Here is an 18,449-nt window from a genome sequence, read left to right as displayed (position 1 = left end):
GCCTAATTTTAAGAACAAGGATTTGTACAAAATTAAGCCTTCTCTCCGGTTTGGCAAGTCAGGGCAAGCGATTTATCCCCTCGTCAAAAGGTCCTTTCATAAAAAAGTTTAGCCTCTTTCGGCGTAACTTCCCATACGTCCCCTGGTTTAGGAAAATTTATTTCCTTATCCGCCAATGAAATTTTTCCGATAGACCACCGCACCAGTCTGAGCGTCGGGAAACCGACCGCGGCGGTCATCCGCCGCACCTGCCGGTTCTTGCCCTCATGCAATGTAACCGACAGCCACGAAGTAGGAATATTCTTCCGGAAACGGATGGGCGGATTGCGCTCGGGCAGCTCGGGCTCTTCTATTCGAGATACCTCTGCCGGGAGCGTTTTGTATTGTTTCCCATTGATAGAAATGCTCACGCCGCTGGAAAGCTGCCGGCAAACCTCGTCTGTCGCCTCGCCTTCCACCTGCACGTAATACGTACGTGTGTGTCTGTTACGCGGTTCGAGCAGTTTGGTTTTAAGGAAATTGTCGTTGGATAAAAGCAATAGCCCCTCGCTATCTGCATCGAGGCGCCCGACCGGGTAAATGTCTTTGGCAAATGTAAAATCGAGATCAGCCAGCGTTTGATGATCGCCTTCGCGGGAGAATTGCGAGAGCATTCCGAAGGGCTTGTAAATGAGGTAGTATTGGAACAAAATGGAGGGTATTGGTTAACTGTGAACTGTTATTCGAGGAACTCCGTAAGGTCGATTGAAAAGCCTGGAAGGATTTGCTCATCTGAAAGAATCTCATTGATTTGCTTGATTTCGACAGTACCATCGATGCGAAAAACATGCACCTTTTCATCGAAACTGTCGATCAACCAGCCCAATTGGGCTCCGTTTGCCATGTATTCTTTCATTTTATCCACCAAATACTGCAAGCCATCAGATACAGAACGGATTTCGATAACGAAATCCGGGCAAATCGGAGCAAATTTCAACTTTTCCTCTCTCGAAATCGCATTCCATCTTTCCTTCCTAATCCACGATACATCCGGCGACCTGATGGAGCCATCGGGTAATTTAAAACCCGACGATGATTCAAACACCTTTCCCAGGCCTGATTGCCTGTTCCAAACATTCAAAGCAGTGGTTACATCTGCATTGAACCCTCCTCCAATAGATCCAGTTGGTGACATAAGTATAATGTTTCCATGCGAGTCCCGTTCGAACTCCAGTGTGTCGTTTATTTGGCAGAATTCAAAGAATTCGTCATCACTCATCGGCCTAACCGTTCTAAAAGTCACCAGCATGTCGGTATCCATAGGTCATTGAGTTTTTGCTTCTATCAAAAATAAACAATTATCACCTGCATTGAAACACACATTTACCCCAATGCCCTACTCAATTTCCAACCACACCGGGCAATGGTCCGAATGGACGGCGTCATTGTATTGCCGGGCCGCGGTGATGCGGGATTTGAGGGGCTCGGCGACGGAAATGTAATCGATACGCCAGCCTTTGTTATTGCCCCGGGCGCCTGCTCGGTAGGTCCACCAGGAGTATTGGCGGAGGGTCGGGTTCATGAAACGGAAGGCGTCGGTGTAGCCATTTGCGAACCATTCGGTCATCCAGGCGCGCTCTTCGGGCAGGAAGCCTGATGATTTCTGGTTGCGCACCGGGTCGTGGATGTCGATTTCGGTGTGTGCGATATTGTAGTCGCCGCAGATGATCAGGTTCGGGCGCTCTTTTCTCAATTCATTTACCCAGACAAAAAAATCGGCCAGGAAGCGCATTTTCACGCTCTGCCGCACATCGCCGCTGGTACCCGATGGGAAATAGCAGTTCAGCACGGTAACATCGCCAAAATCTGCCCGAAGCACGCGCCCTTCCGAATCGTAAGCCGGAATACCGCAGCCTGCTATCACATTGTCCGGTTTGATTTTGGAGAAAATAGCCACTCCGCTGTAACCCTTTTTCTCGGCCGCATGCCAGCCGACAAGCTCATAACCCAGCGCCCGGAAACCGGAAAGGTCGACCACGTCGGGCGTAGCCTTCACTTCCTGAAAACAGAGAATATCGGCCGGTGTAGTTTGAAGCCAGTCGAGCAGGCCGTTTTTTAATGCGGCACGGATGCCGTTCAGATTGTACGTAAGTATTTGCATAAATGAGGGTAGCCGTCAACGGCCTAGTAAAACAGCACTTGCTTGCCGGTATTCACCGACTCCCATTTGCGGGATTCGTCGCGGGACATGATCCAGGCGCGGTATTTTCCTTCGGGGAGCTTTGGTTTGTAAAGCGAGTACTCGTAATTATTACTGTAATATGATGTTTTTTGCAGGAAATCAGAAATGGTATTGGGTTGCGGAATGGCCGGGAGCACAATATTGAACTTCACCGATTCGAGTACAAAGTAAAAAGTTTCGTTCGGCGTATGAAGTGGCGCCGCCGAAAATTTGAAATACTTCTCGGGCAGATTATTCACGCCATTCCGGTATTGCGATTGCGCATCGAAGGTTCCGGCAAATGGTTTACCCATATTCGTTTTGCTTATCAGCTCTTCCTGCGCGGGCATGTCGTAAAACTGGTAAAAGTCCGTAATACCGTCCGATTCGAGGCCGATAACGAGGTCGCGCATGCGCGTGGGGTGGTTCCAGAACGGAATATCGCCGAACAGGTCGCCGACGGTCAAAAATGTCTTGTAGTTTTTCCAGAAATAGCTGTCGATCACCAACTCGTCGTGCAGCCTTCTGATGGAAACAATGGACGTAAAGTAACTCACGAAATTCAATCCCACGAAAAACAGCATTGCGACGATCGCTGCCAGGTTATTCCAGCGTTTGAAATTCTTCAAAACAATCACCACACAAACATAGCAAACCGCTACCAGTACTACCCCGAATATCATGTACCGCCTCGAAAACACGGTTCCGCCGTACATTATGTAGTTGTTGATCGGCCGGCTTACGACGAACATCGCACCCGTGCCCATCACGAACAGCATGGCACCCAGCAGCAGCCAGTCTGAAAAGGTAGGTTTCCGGGCGAGCAATATCCTGATAGCCCAGATCGCAAATACCAATGCAAGTCCGGCACCGAGCATCACACAAGCGACCAGATCCGGATGAAAAACCGGCACGAACGGGTGGCGGACGTCCATATACAATGCATTACCCCAGAATGCCATCACAAAAATCGTATTGAAAACCGGGTGGTTCCAGACTTTTTCGCCCTGGGAACTGATAAACTGGTAGTCGAAAAAGAAATAGAAAACCAGCACTGCGCCGCTGCCGGCAACCCACCATAGCAAACTTTTGAAGCGTTTCTGAAAGGCGAGCAAGATCATTCCGACGATCCATGCCAGTAATCCACTGCCGCTCGTGAAAGTGGTCAGCAATGCGGCAACGAGCCCGATCCGGAAGCCCTTCTCGTCCGCGCGCGCCAGCCCGTAGGCGGTAAGCATCGCGAAAAAAATCAGCGGCGTATTTTGCAGCGCGGCGATTCCCCAATAAGCATTCTCGAAATAAACCAGATTGAACAGTATATATGGGACCGGAATAAACCAATACCATGAAATCCCCTCCTTTTTCAGGCTCAGGTAAAGCAAATAGCCTATTCCCACCATAAAAAGATCCCCGAGGATGATCTGTGTTTTGATATTCACCGTACCGGTTAGCACGTACATGATCAGCATCACAATGCGCTCGAAGCCAAACCGGTGCTGGTTCACCTGTTCGAACAGCGCTTTCAGCATTGCTATGAGACTTCCCGAATTGCGTAGTTTTTGAACGGTTTCGAGCAGGTTGAAATCGTCGGTATAGGGAATGTTGACGAGGTGCGCGTCCAGGAGAATAAAAAAGTAGACGAAGGGAAGCGCAATCAGTCCTATTCCAAGCGCTGGTCGCCACGACTTTATTTTTTCAATCCAAAACGTAGCTCCAAACAGCAGCAGCAAAGCAACAACGACGCTGTAATACTCAAACAGATGAGGATTTTCGAGAAATAGCTTCAAAATGTGTGGTGTTTGGGGTGGGGCGCTACCGCGTTCCGGTAATCATCTGGCTGGTTATTTCTTTTTCAAAAGTAATATAACCGGGGTAATTGACCTGTTTTCCGGCAATATCCAGGGTAGGTCTCACTTTCACTACGAATTTCGAAGGTTTGGCATCCGACTTGCCGGTGAGCGCCAGGATCATATTCACAAACTGGTCACGCGTTTTATCGTTCGAAAGTAGCTGGTACGCATTCGTTTGCAGGCTTACGGGTACGCGTGTAGGCGTGGTACCCGGCAGCACTTCAATCAGCTGGCTCAGGTATCCATTAAAGATTTCGCTTTCTGTCAGGAGCACTTTATACTCCAACTGGTTGATCGCTGCGCGTTTGCGGGTCGGATTGGTAATGTCCACATTCACACGCAGGTTCAGCGGGACATTTTTCCTTAGCAGGCCCATGGCCAGTCCCGGATACCTGGCCAGGTCGAAATCGTTGAAACTTTTGAGATTCCTGAACTCGCGGATGTCGATACCGGCGAGGTACACGCTGTCGACTGACGCGATGTCGTATTTACAATCACCAAAAACCTTCGCTTCCGAAACCTGGCGGCTCACGCCGCAGCTTGTCATTACGGCCGCAGCAAGCACGATTACGGCCATCCAAATGTGTTTTTTCATTATAATGTATTTTACGCAAGTTAAACAGTAGGTATCAGAACGCATACCCGGTACGGGGATTATTAGTTTCTGGCGTTATTTTTTTGCGTGCTTTCGAGCCAGCCTCTACATTTGCAGACTCTAATTTTCACCCAATCAACACGAACAATGGCCAGCTGGTATTTAGGAAAAATTCGGTATCAAAAAGAAGATGAAGCAGGAAGGTTGAAAACGATCAATGAGACGTATCTCGTGGATGCGGTTTCATACACCGAGTCGGAAGCGAGGCTGTACAAGCAAATACTCACCGAAGCCAGCGATTTCAGCGTAACCGCCATCAGCAGAATGCGTCTGGCCGATCTTTTCTCCTATGAAGAAGGCGAACAGTGGTTCAAAGCAAAGGTTATTTACTTCTCCGTGGATGAAAAAAGCGGCAAGGAGAAGAAAATCGTGAATTATATGCTGGTGAATGCGGAAGGCATCCAGCAAGCTCTCGACCGGATCAACGAAAGCATGCGCAACTTCCTGATCCCTTATGAAGTGACGGATATTAACCTCACCCCGATCCTCGACGTATTCCCGTACTCGGCGGATGAAGATAAAGAACCGGAGATTCCTGCAAACATGCGCCCATTGAGCGAAGTAATGGCCGAGCGTGCGCAAGTTGCGGCAATCGATGCTGAAATTCCGGCGGCGGAGGCTGAAACAGCCGAAACTGCGCCGGCAGAGAATGCATAAAATACCAGGGGGCGCTGGAAGGCGCCCCGTTTTTAATCATTCACTTTCACCACTGCATAACCCTTCGCATTCGCCGTGTAGGGATCTTTCCCAAAGCTTTTCAGTTTCAAAACCAAATCCTTGGAATTAATCTCCGAAAGCAACAAATCCGACGGCAACAGGTTCATATAATCGAACGAAACCGGCATACTTACGGCACTTTCAACAAATTCCAGGCCGTAGAGCGGGTACACGCTGAATGGCGTTTGGGTTAGCCAGATTTTCTCCTGGCTGCCGGAAGTGGCGTAGGTCAGGTCGTACTCGGCGCTGGTGAGGCCAAATTCTTCTCTTTTGTTTTCCGTCGGAACCACATAGGTTTTGAAATCGTCCTGCTGCTGCTTTTTCGTATCCACATCGGGCTTGAATTCTTTCACCACTTCATTGATCCTGACCTTTTTGCCGTCCTCATCCGTACCGCAGAAAATGTATTTCCCATCCGGGAAGCCGATCACAAAATCGAACGACTTGCCACCTTGCCCGAAACTTGTTTCTTTCACAAAACACATCGCGCCCGTAACCGGGTCCAAATGTATTTTGAGCGTGCCTGCACTCTTGTCGGCTTTGTTTTGATAATCAAAAACCAGCGCGTGGCTGAAATAATACTGCCCTTTGTCAGGCTTCCAGAGCAATGCACGCTGCTTGTCGGCAGGGATTTTTTTCGGGGCCTGGGCAAATGCAGGGGACATAGCTGCCAACAGGTATACCGAAAGCATTAAAACAAATAGGGGACGTTTCATTTCGCAAATTCTTTAAAATGGATGCAAGCTAGAAAGAGCCTGTCGAAAAACCATACCATCCCTACATTTTCACAAATTCGACACGCCGGTTCCCTGCTTTCCCTTCCGCCGTGGTGTTGGGCGCGGCCGGCTCGGCTTCGCCTTTACCATCGGTCTCCATCCTCGAACCATCAATTCCGAAATCACCGGACAGTGCGGCCCTGACAGCTTCCGAACGCTTTTTGGACAGCGCCAGATTTGCAGCATCGTCCCCGTCCGAATCAGTATGGCCAATGATCTTCACTTTAACGCCGGCATTTTCCGTCAATACCGATGCAATTTCTTTCAGGGTACCGTAAGATTCCGGCTTGATGGTAGCCGAATTGACATCGAAATGGATACCCGTGGTGGAGAATTTCCCCTCGGTGATCAGTTTGCTCCGCGTATCAGGCGCCCCGACGGCCAGCCTCAGATTGGAAACAAAATAGCGGTTCGCTTCTTCGTGGTAGCCCTGGTTGGAAAATGCGATGAAATTATACTTGCGCGCCGCGTCGAAAGCCCGGGGCAAATCCCAAACTTTATAATCATCGACATACACCCTCAGTCTCGTTTTCTGACGCCACACCGATACTTTTACGACATTATGGTCGGGCGTGTGAAATGCGGGTATGCTCTTCTCGTTTTTCATCAGGGAAGCGCCATCCTCGCCAAATACATTGAATGCGGCAAGTCCCTGCGTGCCGCCTGCATTCTTGGGGTGCAATGCTATTTCCAACCCGTTCTTTTTGCCGCCGTCAAACCCTTTCCAATTTGTGAATTCTTTCGCCGGCACCGCCACTTCCGCAATCACCGTTCTCAGATAACCGGAGTAGAAACTGAATTCGGTAGTGGTAGCGAGATTAAATTCCAATGTAAAGTTTTCGGGCAACGCCGTTATGAATTCGGGATGAAACACGCCTTCGGGCCCTAGCATGAGCCACTTTCCCTCGGTGCCTTCAATCGTCACCACTTCGCCGGATGAATTCGTGTTCCATTTGGCAGGGAAATCGCCGACGGCATCCTGCGAGAAGTCCTCGACGGCGACAATCTTTTCCCCCGGAATAAAGTCGAATTTACTGTATGATTTTAGCGTAGGCTTGCCCGGTTTCGCGGATGCATCCGGCCCGGCGGCATTATCATCGTTTCCTGCCGCCTCGTTGTTCGCATTACCATTTCCATTACCGGCCTGCCCTCCCGGTTTTGGCTGCGATTCAGCCGCTTTTTTATCTTTCTTTTTAAATAAATTCCCAATTCCCTCTTCTACCGAATCCAAACCCTTGTCTACTGCCTGATCGATTTTCCGGTTAGCGCGGTTCTCAGCCTGCCGTTCAACCACCCGGCCCGGATCGTTGATCCTTACTTGCGCAACAGAAACTGCCGAGGTTGCAGCCAGCATCAGAACGACGCCCGCAACCCTGTTTGTGATCTTCTTCATGTGCATAATTGAATGGGGTGAACACTATACTAAATTTACACATTTACCGGAACTGCCTGATATTAATTGAGTTATTGGTTGACTACACCGCCCATGCACTCATTTGACACGAACGTTGTAAATTGCACCGCATTTGTCAGATATACATGAGTCTTCCATTCCAGAAAAAAAGCATTACACTAGCGCCCGGCCGCCGCATTTACTTTTCGTCGGATTTCCATCTCGGAGTGCCTACTGCCGCTGCCAGCCGCGAACGTGAGAAACGCATTGTAAGCTGGCTGGAATCGATCCGGCACGATGCGCAGACGATCTTTCTGGTGGGGGATATTTTTGATTTCTGGTTTGAATACAACCGCGCGGTACCGAAAGGCTTTGTGCGCTTGCTAGGCAAGCTGGCCGAGCTGGCAGATCAAGGGATCGAGCTGGTAATTTTTACAGGCAACCATGATATGTGGATGTCGGGCTACCTTACGGAAGAACTCGGCGCGCCCATTTACCGCAATCCGGTGAGCTTTACCATTACTTCGCAAACAGGCACTAAAAAGCTGTTGGTAGGCCACGGCGACGGCCTGGGTCCGGGCGATCATACCTACAAGTTTTTAAAGAAAGTATTCGAAAACCGTTTCTTCCAGTGGCTTTTCCGCGTCGTGCACCCGGACGTGGGCATGTGGATCGCCTCCGAATGGTCGAAGCGCAGCCGGCTGGCCAATGTCAACAAAGGCGAAGAGCGCTTTCTGGGCGCGGACAATGAGTGGTTATTTCAATATTGTCGCGAGGTTGAAGCATCGAACCCGCACGACTACTATATTTTCGGGCACCGGCACCTGGTGCTGGATATGCACGTCAGCGCCCATTCACGCTACATTAACCTCGGCGAATGGGTTACTCAGCAGCATTATGCGGTATTTGACGGCAATGATTTGCAATTGAAAAAATTCGAACCGGAAGATTAGTTGGCACTTCTCTTCTTGGATGCTTCCACTTCGGCAGGACTTGGGACAATAAAATCCTGCTTGGTTATATTTTCACGCGGGGTCGCATTCAGCTCCTTGCTCCAATCCTTTTGTTTCAAATCGCCGTTTTTAACCGATTTGATAAACTTGGCCCACGCAAACGGGTTCAGGAAGGGGAAACTTGTGGCAAAGCCCTTGTTCGCCGCCGATTCCCGTCCAAACATCAGCTGATCCATCGAATACCGGTAGTTGGTCTGCGCATTGTTGGGCATTTGGGCTGCCAAACGGTTGATGTAATCGGGGTCGGTACTCTTCGCCAATGCGTCACGCTCGGCCTGATCGGGCAATTTGAGTGCGAGAAAGGCCTTTTTAAATTCCTCCTCGGTCGAATAAGGATAAATCGTTACGCCGGAAAGGGTTACTACATCCTCGCGCAAAGCCACGATCGCCGAATAGATATCCGAGTTGTAGCCTCTCGGTACAATGTGATATTGCTTTTTAAAACCGACATAACTGAACACGATGCTATCGCCAGGAAATACCGGGATGGTGAATGAACCGTCACTTTTGGCAAGCGTTCCTCTTCCCGCATTCACGATAAAAATGGTGGCGCCCGGTAAGCGCTCGGTGGTTTTGCCTCCTACGACCACCCCTGAGAAGATAATCGCCTTTTGTTCACCCTGAGCAAATGCTTCCCGCCCACACAACATTCCCGCCAGCACGAGGAAAAATATTAAAAAACTCCGTTTCATTCCTTCCAGATTACGCCCCGGGATTGCCCGGAAACTTTGATTAGCACGATGATAAATTTCCTTTCAAATTGGTGTCTGCCGAAAGCTTGTAAAAAATCCGTTCCTTATTTTACAAACGACCTGAGTAACCGGGCATTGCCCAATGCATTATAAAGCGATTTAGCTCAGGAAAATAACTTCAAAAATGTAACAATAAATGGTGCCGACAATAAAAGACCGTCGAAACGGTCGAGGAAGCCGCCGTGACCGGGAATACTGCTCCCCGAGTCCTTGATGGCTATGCTCCGCTTGAACAGCGACTCCACCAGATCCCCGTAGGTACCCACCACCACGATGATCGCGCCGATGCAATACCACTTCCAGGGTTCGAAGGTACGGAAATAATGCCCCAGCGCAAACGCGATAATGCCCGCGAACACCGCACTGCCCATCGATCCTTCCCAGGATTTTTTGGGAGAAATACGTTCGAACAGCTTTCTCTTCCCAAACTTGGTACCTGCAAAATACCCCCCGATATCCGACGCCCAGAGGAGCAGCAGGCTACCGAGCACGATTTCGTAGTTGTAGGTTCCTCCGCGCAGCGCCATCACAATGATCAGCGCGAATGGCAGTGCCACGTAAATAATGCCGAGAAACGTAAAACCGATGTTCGTAAAGGGTTTCAGGTCATTCTTTTTATAGAGTTTGATAAAAAAGATCATCGACAGCAACGGGCTGATAATGAAGTAATTTTCAAACGGAACAATGTCCTGCTCAATCAAATACGCAAGAAGTATCATGACTGTGCCACAGAAGGTACCATAATATGTAAGCGGCTGGTTACCGTCGAGGCCCAGCAGTTTGTAAAATTCGAGCTGCGTAAGGGAGCTGATGGCGCAAAACAGCAGCAGAAACGACCAGTCGCTGTAAACAATGCAACCAATAATGACAAATACGCCCGCCAACCCGGTGATGGTTCTTTGCTGTAAATTACTCAGGTTGTTCAAGCGCTGCTTCATTCTTCAGTATCGTTTGGGCCTGTTCGAGATCGGCCGCGGGCACATGCACTTCAAAGTTTCCGAAGATCGGATAGCTGCTATCCTGCTTGTTCACAATCACCGCCCCGATCCCGTTCTGTTCCAAAATTTCGCGGGCTATTTCGGCCCGGATCGCCTGTCCGCTCTGGTAGGCCTTCGCCCAATTCTCCTCCATTATTTTTTGAAATGTTAAATTATCTTAAAAGTTGTGCGAAACGTCCGTCCCCACTCCCTTTCCACTCTTTTTAATCACACCCAAAATGGCCGTGGATACTACCAGCGAAGCCAGAATGAGCAGTATAGGCATCGATTTCGCCTCTTCGATATTGATTTCGACCAACCCCACATTGTGTAAGTACATCATTACCAGCACAAAACCATTATTCACGAAATGTGCCAGGATGGCGACCCACAAATTGCCGGACCAATAATACAGATAGCCGAACAATGCACCAAGCATCATCCGCGGCAAAAAGCCGTAAAACTGGAAGTGGATAGCACTGAAAATAGCCGCCGAGAGCCATATCGCAACATGGATATTGCGCAGTTCGAGGTACAACTTCGACTGGATTACCCCCCTGAAAAGGATCTCCTCCCCCAGCGCGGGCAAAACCGTCACCACAAACAATGCGATCAGCAGCTGTCCGAAACTGGTGTAGCTCGTGAGAAACTCGGTCATCACCGAAAGCTGGTCTTCCTTATCCCGCATCCATTTTTCGAGCCCCGACAGCGCATCCGGCAAATCCATAGCCTGATTCCATTCGATAAACTTGCTGTTTACGGGAATAAAAGCGAGTACCAGCAAGAAGGCCAGTGCCCAGATGTACGGCGCGGGTTTCCGGTTGGTACTTAGGTCGCCGACGGTGCGGCGCTCGATATAAAACCAGTAAATGAGGGTGGGAAGCAGGTAGGAAAAGAAATGCACGGTGCCCTGCATGATCATCAGCGCGTTCCACCCATTTGGTATTTTTTCGGGTTCTGCAAAAAGCTGGGTGAGCAGCGCCGTAACGCTTTCCGTATCCGCGCCGAGGTAAATGGCGAGCGCCATTACGGCCAGCACATTGCCTACGGCCATACCGATGAGCATGAAGCCAACCAGTACCAATAAACTGCCCCAGGTGCCGGGTACGCGCGAAACAGCCAGATTCGGGTTACTATTTTGCATAATTGGTGTAAATTTACAGTTTATTATCAATTTATAAATAAGGGCCTCGCAAAGCAGCCCGGCAGCCGGGCCAGAGGCTTGGCAATGTGACAAGTCTCCCGGGAATATATTACTGCGAAGCGGTGTTGAAGGATTATGGTTAAGATTGGAAATATAGAACTGAGTGATTTTCCGTTGCTGCTAGCGCCGATGGAAGACGTGAGCGATCCGCCGTTCCGCGCAGTATGCAAGGAAAACGGGGCGGATTTGATGTACACCGAATTTGTGTCGTCGGAAGGGCTCATTCGTGATGCTGCCAAAAGCGTTCAGAAACTGGATATTTTCGAGTACGAAAGACCGGTAGGCATCCAGCTGTTCGGTAGCGATGTCGAAACGATGGGCTCGTGCGCCGAGATAGCCTCCCGCGTGGACCCTGACCTGATCGATATCAACTACGGGTGCCCGGTGAAGAATGTCGCCTGCCGCGGCGCGGGCGCTGCATTGTTGCAGGATATTCCCAAAATGGTCAAAATGACGGAGTCGGTCATCAAATCGACGCATTTACCGGTGACGGTAAAGACGCGACTCGGCTGGGACGACAATACCAAAAACATTCAGGATGTAGCGGAACGCTTGCAGGACATTGGTATCAAAGCATTGTCCATTCACGGGCGTACACGCGTGCAGATGTATAAAGGCGCGGCCGACTGGTCGCTCATTGCCAAAGTGAAGGAAAACCCGCGCATTACCATCCCGATTTTCGGAAATGGCGATATCGATACACCCGAGAAGGCTTTGGAATACAAAAATACCTATGGCGTGGACGGTATCATGATCGGCCGCGCGACGATCGGAAATCCCTGGATCTTCAACGAGATCAAACATTACCTCAAAACGGGCGAAAAACTGCCGCCGCCTACGATGGAACAGCGCGTGGACGTCTGCCGCAGGCACCTCGAATTTTCCATCCGATGGAAAGGGCCGGTAGCAGGTGTTTTTGAAATGAGAAGGCATTATACCAATTATTTCAAAGGGCTGGAACACTTCAAACCTTACAGAATGCGCCTCGTGGAAGCGCCGACATTCGACGAGCTCGACAGCATCCTCAAAGAAATCTCGAACGATTACAGCGAAATGGTATGCTGAAAGTAAACGTGAGCAATAAGCCACAGGCCGAGCAGCCTGAAAACGACCATGCATTTGAAATAGACCAGCGGAAAGAAGGTTGGTTCGTCAATGGAAATGCTTTCGACGGCGATATTGCGGTGCTCGGCAACAACCGCTTTCACGTAATCTGGCATAATCAATCCTACAATATCGAAGTTCTCGACCGCAACCCGGCCGAGAAGACCACACATTTACTCATCAACGGCCAGCACTACCACACGACGGCAAAAGACGACCTCGATCTTTTGCTCGAAAAAATGGGAATGCAAGGCGGTTCTACTCAAAAGATCAATAATGTGAAGGCCCCTATGCCCGGCCTGATCCAGTCCATTGCAGTGGCCGAAGGCGACAGCATTGCCAAGGGCGACAACCTGCTCGTACTCGTGGCGATGAAAATGGAAAACGTAATCAAATCGTCGGGCAGCGGGGTTATTAAAACGCTGAAAGTGACGCCCGGACAGATTGTGGAAAAAAACCAGGTATTATTGGAGTTTCACTAAATTACTTGTGATTCTGAACTTCGTCCGCTTATTTTTACGGATCAAAACACCACTCACAACCATGCCGGAACCAAAATACAAACGTTTATTACTGAAACTCAGCGGAGAAGCACTCAACGGGGGCGATAAAGCCCAGGTCATCGACTTTAACATTCTCGACAATTATGCCAAGGAAATCAAAAGGATTACCGAGGTCGGCGTACAGGTTGCAATCGTAATTGGTGGTGGAAACATTTTCCGCGGGGCTTCCGTGGAGAAATCAGGGATCGACCGGGTTCAAGGCGATCACATGGGCATGCTCGCGACCGTGATCAACGGGATGGCGATCCAGAGCTCATTGGAAAAACACGGAATGAACACGCGCCTGATGTCCGCCATCAAAATGGAACAGGTATGCGAGCCATTGATCCGCCGCCGCGCCGTTCGTCACCTTGAAAAAGGCCGTGTGGTGATCTTCGGAGCAGGCACGGGTAACCCTTACTTTACAACCGACACTACCGCGGGTCTCCGCGCCATCGAGTCGGAATCGGAAGTGGTTTTGAAAGGTACGCGTGTGGACGGCGTTTATACCGCCGATCCGGAAAAAGACCCGACCGCTACCAAATACGCACAGCTTTCGTTTGACGAGGCTTTGTCCAAAAACCTCAAGATCATGGACCTTACTGCATTCACATTGTGCAAGGAAAACGATCTGCCGATCATCGTATTCGACATGAACAAACCCGGTAACCTTTACGACCTGGTAATGGGCGGCAATGTCGGAACTTTGATTTCGAACCAATAGAAAAATACAGCTTACTATAAAACAATGGAAGAAATAGAATTATATCTGGATGACGCCAAGGATACCATGGACGGCGCAATCAAACACCTTATTATTGAATTGGGTAAAATCCGCGCCGGAAAGGCATCGCCACAGATGCTGGAAGGTCTTCAGATCGATTACTATGGTTCAATGACGCCAATCCAGAACGTGGCGACGATCAACACGCCCGACGCCCGGACATTGGCTATCAAACCTTTCGAGAAGAAAATTATTAACGATATCGAAAAGGCGATCCGCAATAGTAACCTGGGTTTCTCTCCGTCGAACGACGGTGACATGATCCGGATTTCTGTTCCCCCATTGAATGAAGAGCGCCGTCGCGAACTCGTAAAACGCGCCAAAAACGAAATTGAAACCGCGAAGATCAACGTCCGGAATATCCGTCAGGACGCGAACAACTCGCTGAGGAAACTAACCAAGGATGGTGTTGCGGAGGATTTGGTAAAATCCAGCGAAGACCGCGTTCAGAAATTGACAGATAGTTTCATCGCCAAAATCGAACAGATATTCTCCATCAAGGAAAAGGAGATCATGGAAGTATAATACGACTGATTCCCTACCTTAACCAAACAAAAACCCGCCGAAAGCGGGTTTTTTGCTTGATTAAGGTCCCCGGACTGAAGTCCGGGGCAATGGGATTAATTAGCCCTGGACTCAGCCCTGGACTTAGCCCTGGACTTCAGTCCAGGGACCGGGGAAACCAAAATTATTGTTATTTGTTGGCGCTGAAACCTTCGAAGCCGCGGTGGTTCGATTCTTCGTACAGACGCTCTTTTGGGAGGCTGCGGAAGTAGTCGTAAGTAATGCGGAGGCCTTCTTCGCGGGATACTTTGGGCTCCCAGCCGAGGATTTCCTTGGCTTTCGAAATGTCAGGCTGGCGTTGTTTCGGGTCGTCTTGCGGAAGCGGCTTGTACACCACTTTCTGGTCGGTGCCCGTCAGCTTGATGATCTCTTCCGCAAACTGGCCGATCGTGATCTCCTTGGGGTTACCGATGTTGACGGGCAACGAGTAATCGCTCATCAGCAGGCGGAAAATACCTTCTACCAAATCATCCACATAGCAGAATGCCCGGGTTTGCGTACCGTCACCGAACACCGTAATGTCCTCGCCGCGCAACGCCTGACCCATGAATGCCGGCAACACACGTCCGTCGTTGAGGCGCATTCTCGGTCCGTATGTATTGAAGATACGGACAATGCGCGTTTCCAGGCCGTGGTAGCGGTGGTAGGCCATCGTGATCGCCTCCTGGTAACGTTTCGCCTCGTCGTAGCAACCGCGTGGCCCGATCGGGTTCACGTGGCCCCAGTAATCTTCGGTTTGCGGGTGCACGAGCGGATCGCCGTATACCTCCGAAGTGGAAGCGATAATGAAACGTGATTTTTTGGCACGGGCCAATCCCAGCAGGTTATGTGTTCCCATTGCCCCTACTTTGAGCGTCTGGATAGGGATTTTCAGATAGTCGATCGGACTGGCGGGAGATGCGAAGTGCATAATGTAGTCGAGCTCGCCCGGTACGTGCACATATTTGGTCACATCGTGATGGTAAAACTCGAAATTCGGGTTAGGCATCAGGTGTTCGATGTTGCGCATATCACCGGTGATCAGGTTGTCCATCCCGATCACATACATTCCCTCCTTTAAAAAACGCTCGCAGAGGTGCGAACCCAGGAAACCTGCTGCTCCCGTAATTAAAACACGTTTCATTAAGATGAGTAAGTTAAAGTATTTACTATTTTATGATCAGGCCGGCACCACCTTCTCACGACCGATGCTGTAATAGGTGTAACCCATTTCGCGCATCTGATCGAGTTCGTACAGGTTCCTGCCGTCGAAAATCACTTTGTTTTTCAGCAGTTTACCCATTTTTTCAAATTCCGGCGTGCGGAACTGCGGCCATTCGGTAAAGATCATCAATGCATCCGCGTCGTCGAGCGCTGCGTAAGGCGTGTGGGTGAAAGTAATTTTATCTCCCAGAATGCCTTTCACATTCGTCATCGCCTCCGGATCGTAAGCCACTATTTTCGCGCCGGCTTCCAGCAATGCTTCGATGTTCTCCAATGCCGGTGCTTCACGGATATCGTCGGTATAAGGTTTGAATGCCAATCCCCAAACTGCGATCGTTTTGCCTTTCAGGTCGCCGGTGAAGTAGTTTTCCACCATCGGAAGCAATTTCTTCTTCTGGTCATAATTCACATCCATCACCGATTTCAGGATGCGGAAATCGTAATCGTAATCTTTGGAAGTTTTAGCTAGCGCCTGAACGTCTTTCGGGAAACAGCTACCGCCATACCCGATACCCGCGAAAAGAAAGCGCTTGCCAATTCGGCTGTCGGTTCCGATACCACGACGAATATCATCCACATTGGCACCTACTTTTTCGCAAAGGTTCGCGATTTCGTTCATGAATGTGATCTTCATCGCCAGGAACGAGTTCGCCGCGTACTTGGTCATTTCCGCCGAGCGCTCATCCATAAAGATTACCGGATTACCCTGGCGTACCAGTGGAGCGTACAATTTCTCCATTACCTTTTTGGCTTTTTCCGAGGTAGTACCCACCACCACGCGGTCGGGTTTCATGAAATCTTCCACGGCCACGCCTTCGCGAAGGAACTCCGGGTTTGATACGACATCGAAATCTACTTTCGCGTTTTTGGCAATTGCGGCACGTACTTTCTCGGCTGTTCCGACAGGAACCGTGCTTTTGTCGATGATTACCGCGTACTGATCCAGGATCGGCCCGAGATCGTCGGCTACTTTGAGAATATATTTCAAATCGGCGGAGCCATCTTCGCCCGGAGGCGTTGGTAATGCGAGGAATATCACCTGCGCATCCTTGATACCTTCGACGAGATCAGTCGTAAACAACAAGCGTCCCTCGGCCACATTGCGGTCGAAAAGAACGTCGAGGCCCGGCTCGTAAATGGGTATTTCTCCTTTTTGAAGGCGTTCAACCTTTCTGACGTCGATATCGACGCAAGTCACCTGGTTGCCGGTCTCGGCAAAGCAGGTACCTGTCACCAAACCAACGTATCCTGTTCCTACTACTGCAATTTTCATAAACGGTTAATTATATATAGCTGTTTTGGCACTTGTTTAATAAAATCCGGGAATTGTACTTAACTAAGTCCAGTGCGTAAGGACGGTTGCAAAAGTAATTTTTTTAAGCGAATGTTCACCTTTGCGATTTGTATTTGTTCGTCACTGGCTAGCGATTTTGTTGCATTCTCACTATCATTGGGTAATCACACAAATATAATCATCAACACCTATGGACACACGAGAAAAGGACCTGACTATAAACCCCTCCGACGAAATTTGTAACCTCATCAAACAAACCGTCAGGGATTTCGCCGCGGTGCATATCAAGCCGCACATCCGTACCTGGGACGATCAGCAACATTTCCCGAAAGAACTTTTCAAACAAATGGGCGAGCTTGGTCTCATGGGCATGCTCATTCCGGAAAGTCTCGGCGGCGCAGGCCTCGGCTACCGCGAGTATGTTACGGCCATTGTTGAGCTGGCGAAAGTAGACCCGTCGGTCGCGTTGTCGATGGCGGCGCACAATTCGCTTTGTACCAATCATATATACATGTTCGGCACCGACGAGCAGAAACAAAAGTACCTTCCCGGGCTAGCTACCGGCTCGCTCGTGGGCGCATGGGGCCTTACCGAGCCCAATACCGGTTCCGACGCGGGCAATATGCGTACGGTGGCCGTGCGGGATGGTGATGATTGGGTAATTAATGGTTCTAAAAACTTCATTACCAACGGCAAAAGCGCCGATGTGCTCGTAGTAATGACCCGTACCGGCGAACCGGGCGACAAGCACGGCGCTACCGCATTCGTACTGGACACCACTACACTTGGTTTCAGCGCGGGCCGCAAAGAAGACAAGCTTGGCATGCGTGCTTCCGAAACCGTAGAACTCCTGTTCCAGGACTGCCGCATACCGGATAGCCAGCGACTCGGCGAAATCGGCGACGGATTTATTCAATCATTAAAAGTCCTCGACGGCGGCCGCATTTCCATCGCCGCATTAGGCGTAGGCACTGCCTGGGGCGCGTACGAGGCCGCACTGGCCTATTCCAAAGAACGCAAGCAGTTCGGCAAAGCGATCTGCGATTTCCAGGCCATTGCATTCAAGCTCGCCGATATGTACACCGACGTACAGGCCTCTTCATTACTCACATTTCACGCTGCTTCATTGAAAGACGCCGGTGAAAAAGTGACATTAGCAAGCTCGGTCGCCAAATACCATTCATCCGAAACGGCGGTGCGTGTTGCCAACGAAGCGGTGCAGATATTCGGAGGATATGGTTTTGTGAAAGATTATCCCGCAGAAAAGTTCTACCGGGACAGCAAGCTCTGCACCATCGGCGAAGGCACAAGCGAGATTCAGAAAATAGTGATTTCCAAAGAGATATTGAGGAATTAATTTCGCCTCGCAATACTTCGATCCATTCTTTCAAAATGAAATAGCAGTAATTCCAACCGGCCAG

Annotated in this window: 20 protein-coding genes; 7 read left to right on the top strand and 13 right to left on the bottom strand. The window is 49.9% G+C overall.

Features of this window, described 5'->3' with window-relative positions:
* Positions 1 to 83: 83 nt before the first annotated feature.
* The 5 genes from BMW93_RS08625 to BMW93_RS08605 form a co-directional block, all read right to left on the bottom strand.
* Positions 84 to 689, bottom strand: coding sequence for a pseudouridine synthase (locus BMW93_RS08625; protein WP_090374812.1), 606 nt, complete (start codon positions 687 to 689; stop codon positions 84 to 86).
* Between the two features lie 29 nt (positions 690 to 718).
* Positions 719 to 1,300 carry a Uma2 family endonuclease gene (locus tag BMW93_RS08620; RefSeq protein WP_090374811.1) on the bottom strand — a complete coding sequence of 194 codons (582 nt, stop codon included), beginning with the start codon at positions 1,298 to 1,300 and terminating at the stop codon, positions 719 to 721.
* Positions 1,301 to 1,375: 75 nt separating this feature from the next.
* The gene (locus tag BMW93_RS08615) at positions 1,376 to 2,140 is read right to left on the bottom strand and encodes an exodeoxyribonuclease III (protein ID WP_090374810.1); all 765 of its coding nucleotides are present in this window, start codon (positions 2,138 to 2,140) and stop codon (positions 1,376 to 1,378) included.
* A 23-nt stretch (positions 2,141 to 2,163) separates the two neighbouring features.
* Positions 2,164 to 3,987 (bottom strand): hypothetical protein, encoded by a 1,824-nt coding sequence (locus tag BMW93_RS08610; RefSeq protein WP_229240278.1) that lies wholly within the window; start codon positions 3,985 to 3,987, stop codon positions 2,164 to 2,166.
* Positions 3,988 to 4,012: 25 nt separating this feature from the next.
* Complete coding sequence (locus BMW93_RS08605) at positions 4,013 to 4,645, bottom strand: hypothetical protein (protein ID WP_090374809.1); 633 nt, start codon at positions 4,643 to 4,645, stop codon at positions 4,013 to 4,015.
* 147 nt (positions 4,646 to 4,792) lie between these two features.
* Here BMW93_RS08605 and BMW93_RS08600 point away from each other — a divergent pair, with 147 nt between their 5' ends.
* A complete protein-coding gene (locus tag BMW93_RS08600) occupies positions 4,793 to 5,362 on the top strand; it encodes a DUF4494 domain-containing protein (RefSeq protein ID WP_090374808.1) in 570 nt (189 codons plus the stop codon).
* Positions 5,363 to 5,394: 32 nt separating this feature from the next.
* Here BMW93_RS08600 and BMW93_RS08595 read toward each other — a convergent pair whose 3' ends face one another.
* Together BMW93_RS08595 and BMW93_RS08590 are read right to left on the bottom strand one after the other, a co-directional pair.
* Positions 5,395 to 6,138: a hypothetical protein gene (locus BMW93_RS08595; protein WP_177194046.1), complete on the bottom strand. Its 744-nt coding sequence runs from the start codon at positions 6,136 to 6,138 to the stop codon at positions 5,395 to 5,397.
* 61 nt (positions 6,139 to 6,199) lie between these two features.
* The gene (locus BMW93_RS08590) at positions 6,200 to 7,591 is read right to left on the bottom strand and encodes an OmpA family protein (protein ID WP_090374806.1); all 1,392 of its coding nucleotides are present in this window, start codon (positions 7,589 to 7,591) and stop codon (positions 6,200 to 6,202) included.
* A 146-nt stretch (positions 7,592 to 7,737) separates the two neighbouring features.
* On the opposite strand from BMW93_RS08590, the gene BMW93_RS08585 reads away from it, so the two are divergent.
* The gene (locus BMW93_RS08585) at positions 7,738 to 8,544 is read left to right on the top strand and encodes a UDP-2,3-diacylglucosamine diphosphatase (protein ID WP_090374805.1); all 807 of its coding nucleotides are present in this window, start codon (positions 7,738 to 7,740) and stop codon (positions 8,542 to 8,544) included.
* Here the strand turns inward: BMW93_RS08585 and BMW93_RS08580 are convergent.
* The 4 genes from BMW93_RS08580 to BMW93_RS08565 all read right to left on the bottom strand — a co-directional run bounded on the left by BMW93_RS08580 (position 8,541) and on the right by BMW93_RS08565 (position 11,477).
* On the bottom strand, positions 8,541 to 9,296 hold the full coding sequence (locus BMW93_RS08580; protein ID WP_090374804.1) for a carboxypeptidase-like regulatory domain-containing protein: 756 nt from the start codon (positions 9,294 to 9,296) through the stop codon (positions 8,541 to 8,543). The genes BMW93_RS08585 and BMW93_RS08580 overlap by 4 nt on opposite strands.
* A gap of 164 nt (positions 9,297 to 9,460) precedes the next feature.
* A complete protein-coding gene (locus BMW93_RS08575; RefSeq protein WP_090374803.1) occupies positions 9,461 to 10,294 on the bottom strand; it encodes a phosphatidate cytidylyltransferase in 834 nt (277 codons plus the stop codon).
* Positions 10,266 to 10,487 (bottom strand): DUF2007 domain-containing protein, encoded by a 222-nt coding sequence (locus BMW93_RS08570; RefSeq protein WP_090374802.1) that lies wholly within the window; start codon positions 10,485 to 10,487, stop codon positions 10,266 to 10,268. The genes BMW93_RS08575 and BMW93_RS08570 overlap by 29 nt, the downstream gene beginning before the upstream one ends.
* Before the next feature lie 24 nt (positions 10,488 to 10,511).
* On the bottom strand, positions 10,512 to 11,477 hold the full coding sequence (locus BMW93_RS08565) for a CPBP family intramembrane glutamic endopeptidase (RefSeq protein WP_090374801.1): 966 nt from the start codon (positions 11,475 to 11,477) through the stop codon (positions 10,512 to 10,514).
* A 135-nt stretch (positions 11,478 to 11,612) separates the two neighbouring features.
* Between BMW93_RS08565 and dusB the strand changes: the two genes are divergently transcribed.
* The 4 genes from dusB to frr all read left to right on the top strand — a co-directional run bounded on the left by dusB (position 11,613) and on the right by frr (position 14,492).
* Complete coding sequence (gene dusB / locus BMW93_RS08560; RefSeq protein WP_090374800.1) at positions 11,613 to 12,602, top strand: tRNA dihydrouridine synthase DusB; 990 nt, start codon at positions 11,613 to 11,615, stop codon at positions 12,600 to 12,602.
* Complete coding sequence (locus BMW93_RS08555; RefSeq protein ID WP_090374799.1) at positions 12,596 to 13,123, top strand: acetyl-CoA carboxylase biotin carboxyl carrier protein subunit; 528 nt, start codon at positions 12,596 to 12,598, stop codon at positions 13,121 to 13,123. Before dusB ends, BMW93_RS08555 begins: the two co-directional genes overlap by 7 nt.
* A gap of 61 nt (positions 13,124 to 13,184) precedes the next feature.
* Positions 13,185 to 13,907, top strand: coding sequence for a UMP kinase (gene pyrH, locus BMW93_RS08550; protein ID WP_090374798.1), 723 nt, complete (start codon positions 13,185 to 13,187; stop codon positions 13,905 to 13,907).
* Positions 13,908 to 13,931: 24 nt separating this feature from the next.
* Positions 13,932 to 14,492: a ribosome recycling factor gene (gene frr, locus BMW93_RS08545; RefSeq protein WP_090374797.1), complete on the top strand. Its 561-nt coding sequence runs from the start codon at positions 13,932 to 13,934 to the stop codon at positions 14,490 to 14,492.
* 169 nt (positions 14,493 to 14,661) lie between these two features.
* Here frr and BMW93_RS08540 read toward each other — a convergent pair whose 3' ends face one another.
* Both BMW93_RS08540 and BMW93_RS08535 read right to left on the bottom strand, forming a co-directional pair.
* Positions 14,662 to 15,654, bottom strand: coding sequence for a UDP-glucuronic acid decarboxylase family protein (locus tag BMW93_RS08540; RefSeq protein ID WP_090374796.1), 993 nt, complete (start codon positions 15,652 to 15,654; stop codon positions 14,662 to 14,664).
* A 36-nt stretch (positions 15,655 to 15,690) separates the two neighbouring features.
* On the bottom strand, positions 15,691 to 17,007 hold the full coding sequence (locus BMW93_RS08535) for a UDP-glucose/GDP-mannose dehydrogenase family protein (protein WP_090374795.1): 1,317 nt from the start codon (positions 17,005 to 17,007) through the stop codon (positions 15,691 to 15,693).
* A 211-nt stretch (positions 17,008 to 17,218) separates the two neighbouring features.
* Here BMW93_RS08535 and BMW93_RS08530 point away from each other — a divergent pair, with 211 nt between their 5' ends.
* Entirely contained in the window at positions 17,219 to 18,385 is a 1,167-nt protein-coding gene (locus BMW93_RS08530; RefSeq protein ID WP_090374794.1) for an acyl-CoA dehydrogenase family protein, read from the top strand.
* Positions 18,386 to 18,449 lie beyond the last annotated feature (64 nt).

This window comes from Dyadobacter sp. SG02, from assembly GCF_900109045.1.
Lineage (GTDB): Bacteria > Bacteroidota > Bacteroidia > Cytophagales > Spirosomataceae > Dyadobacter.
The sequence above is the reverse complement of the archived record's forward strand: the minus strand, read 5'-3'. Positions and strand labels throughout refer to the sequence as shown.

Coding starts and splice junctions, on each gene's coding strand:
- BMW93_RS08580 (WP_090374804.1), bottom strand. CDS start 9,296: ATGAAACGGAGTTTTTTAATATTTTTCCTCGTGCTGGCGGGAATGTTG.
- pyrH (WP_090374798.1), top strand. CDS start 13,185: ATGCCGGAACCAAAATACAAACGTTTATTACTGAAACTCAGCGGAGAA.
- BMW93_RS08575 (WP_090374803.1), bottom strand. CDS start 10,294: ATGAAGCAGCGCTTGAACAACCTGAGTAATTTACAGCAAAGAACCATC.
- BMW93_RS08570 (WP_090374802.1), bottom strand. CDS start 10,487: ATGGAGGAGAATTGGGCGAAGGCCTACCAGAGCGGACAGGCGATCCGG.
- frr (WP_090374797.1), top strand. CDS start 13,932: ATGGAAGAAATAGAATTATATCTGGATGACGCCAAGGATACCATGGAC.
- BMW93_RS08535 (WP_090374795.1), bottom strand. CDS start 17,007: ATGAAAATTGCAGTAGTAGGAACAGGATACGTTGGTTTGGTGACAGGT.
- BMW93_RS08595 (WP_177194046.1), bottom strand. CDS start 6,138: ATGAAACGTCCCCTATTTGTTTTAATGCTTTCGGTATACCTGTTGGCA.
- BMW93_RS08615 (WP_090374810.1), bottom strand. CDS start 2,140: ATGCAAATACTTACGTACAATCTGAACGGCATCCGTGCCGCATTAAAA.
- BMW93_RS08605 (WP_090374809.1), bottom strand. CDS start 4,645: ATGAAAAAACACATTTGGATGGCCGTAATCGTGCTTGCTGCGGCCGTA.
- dusB (WP_090374800.1), top strand. CDS start 11,613: ATGGTTAAGATTGGAAATATAGAACTGAGTGATTTTCCGTTGCTGCTA.
- BMW93_RS08530 (WP_090374794.1), top strand. CDS start 17,219: ATGGACACACGAGAAAAGGACCTGACTATAAACCCCTCCGACGAAATT.
- BMW93_RS08585 (WP_090374805.1), top strand. CDS start 7,738: ATGAGTCTTCCATTCCAGAAAAAAAGCATTACACTAGCGCCCGGCCGC.
- BMW93_RS08565 (WP_090374801.1), bottom strand. CDS start 11,477: ATGCAAAATAGTAACCCGAATCTGGCTGTTTCGCGCGTACCCGGCACC.
- BMW93_RS08620 (WP_090374811.1), bottom strand. CDS start 1,300: ATGGATACCGACATGCTGGTGACTTTTAGAACGGTTAGGCCGATGAGT.
- BMW93_RS08540 (WP_090374796.1), bottom strand. CDS start 15,654: ATGAAACGTGTTTTAATTACGGGAGCAGCAGGTTTCCTGGGTTCGCAC.
- BMW93_RS08600 (WP_090374808.1), top strand. CDS start 4,793: ATGGCCAGCTGGTATTTAGGAAAAATTCGGTATCAAAAAGAAGATGAA.
- BMW93_RS08555 (WP_090374799.1), top strand. CDS start 12,596: ATGCTGAAAGTAAACGTGAGCAATAAGCCACAGGCCGAGCAGCCTGAA.
- BMW93_RS08590 (WP_090374806.1), bottom strand. CDS start 7,591: ATGAAGAAGATCACAAACAGGGTTGCGGGCGTCGTTCTGATGCTGGCT.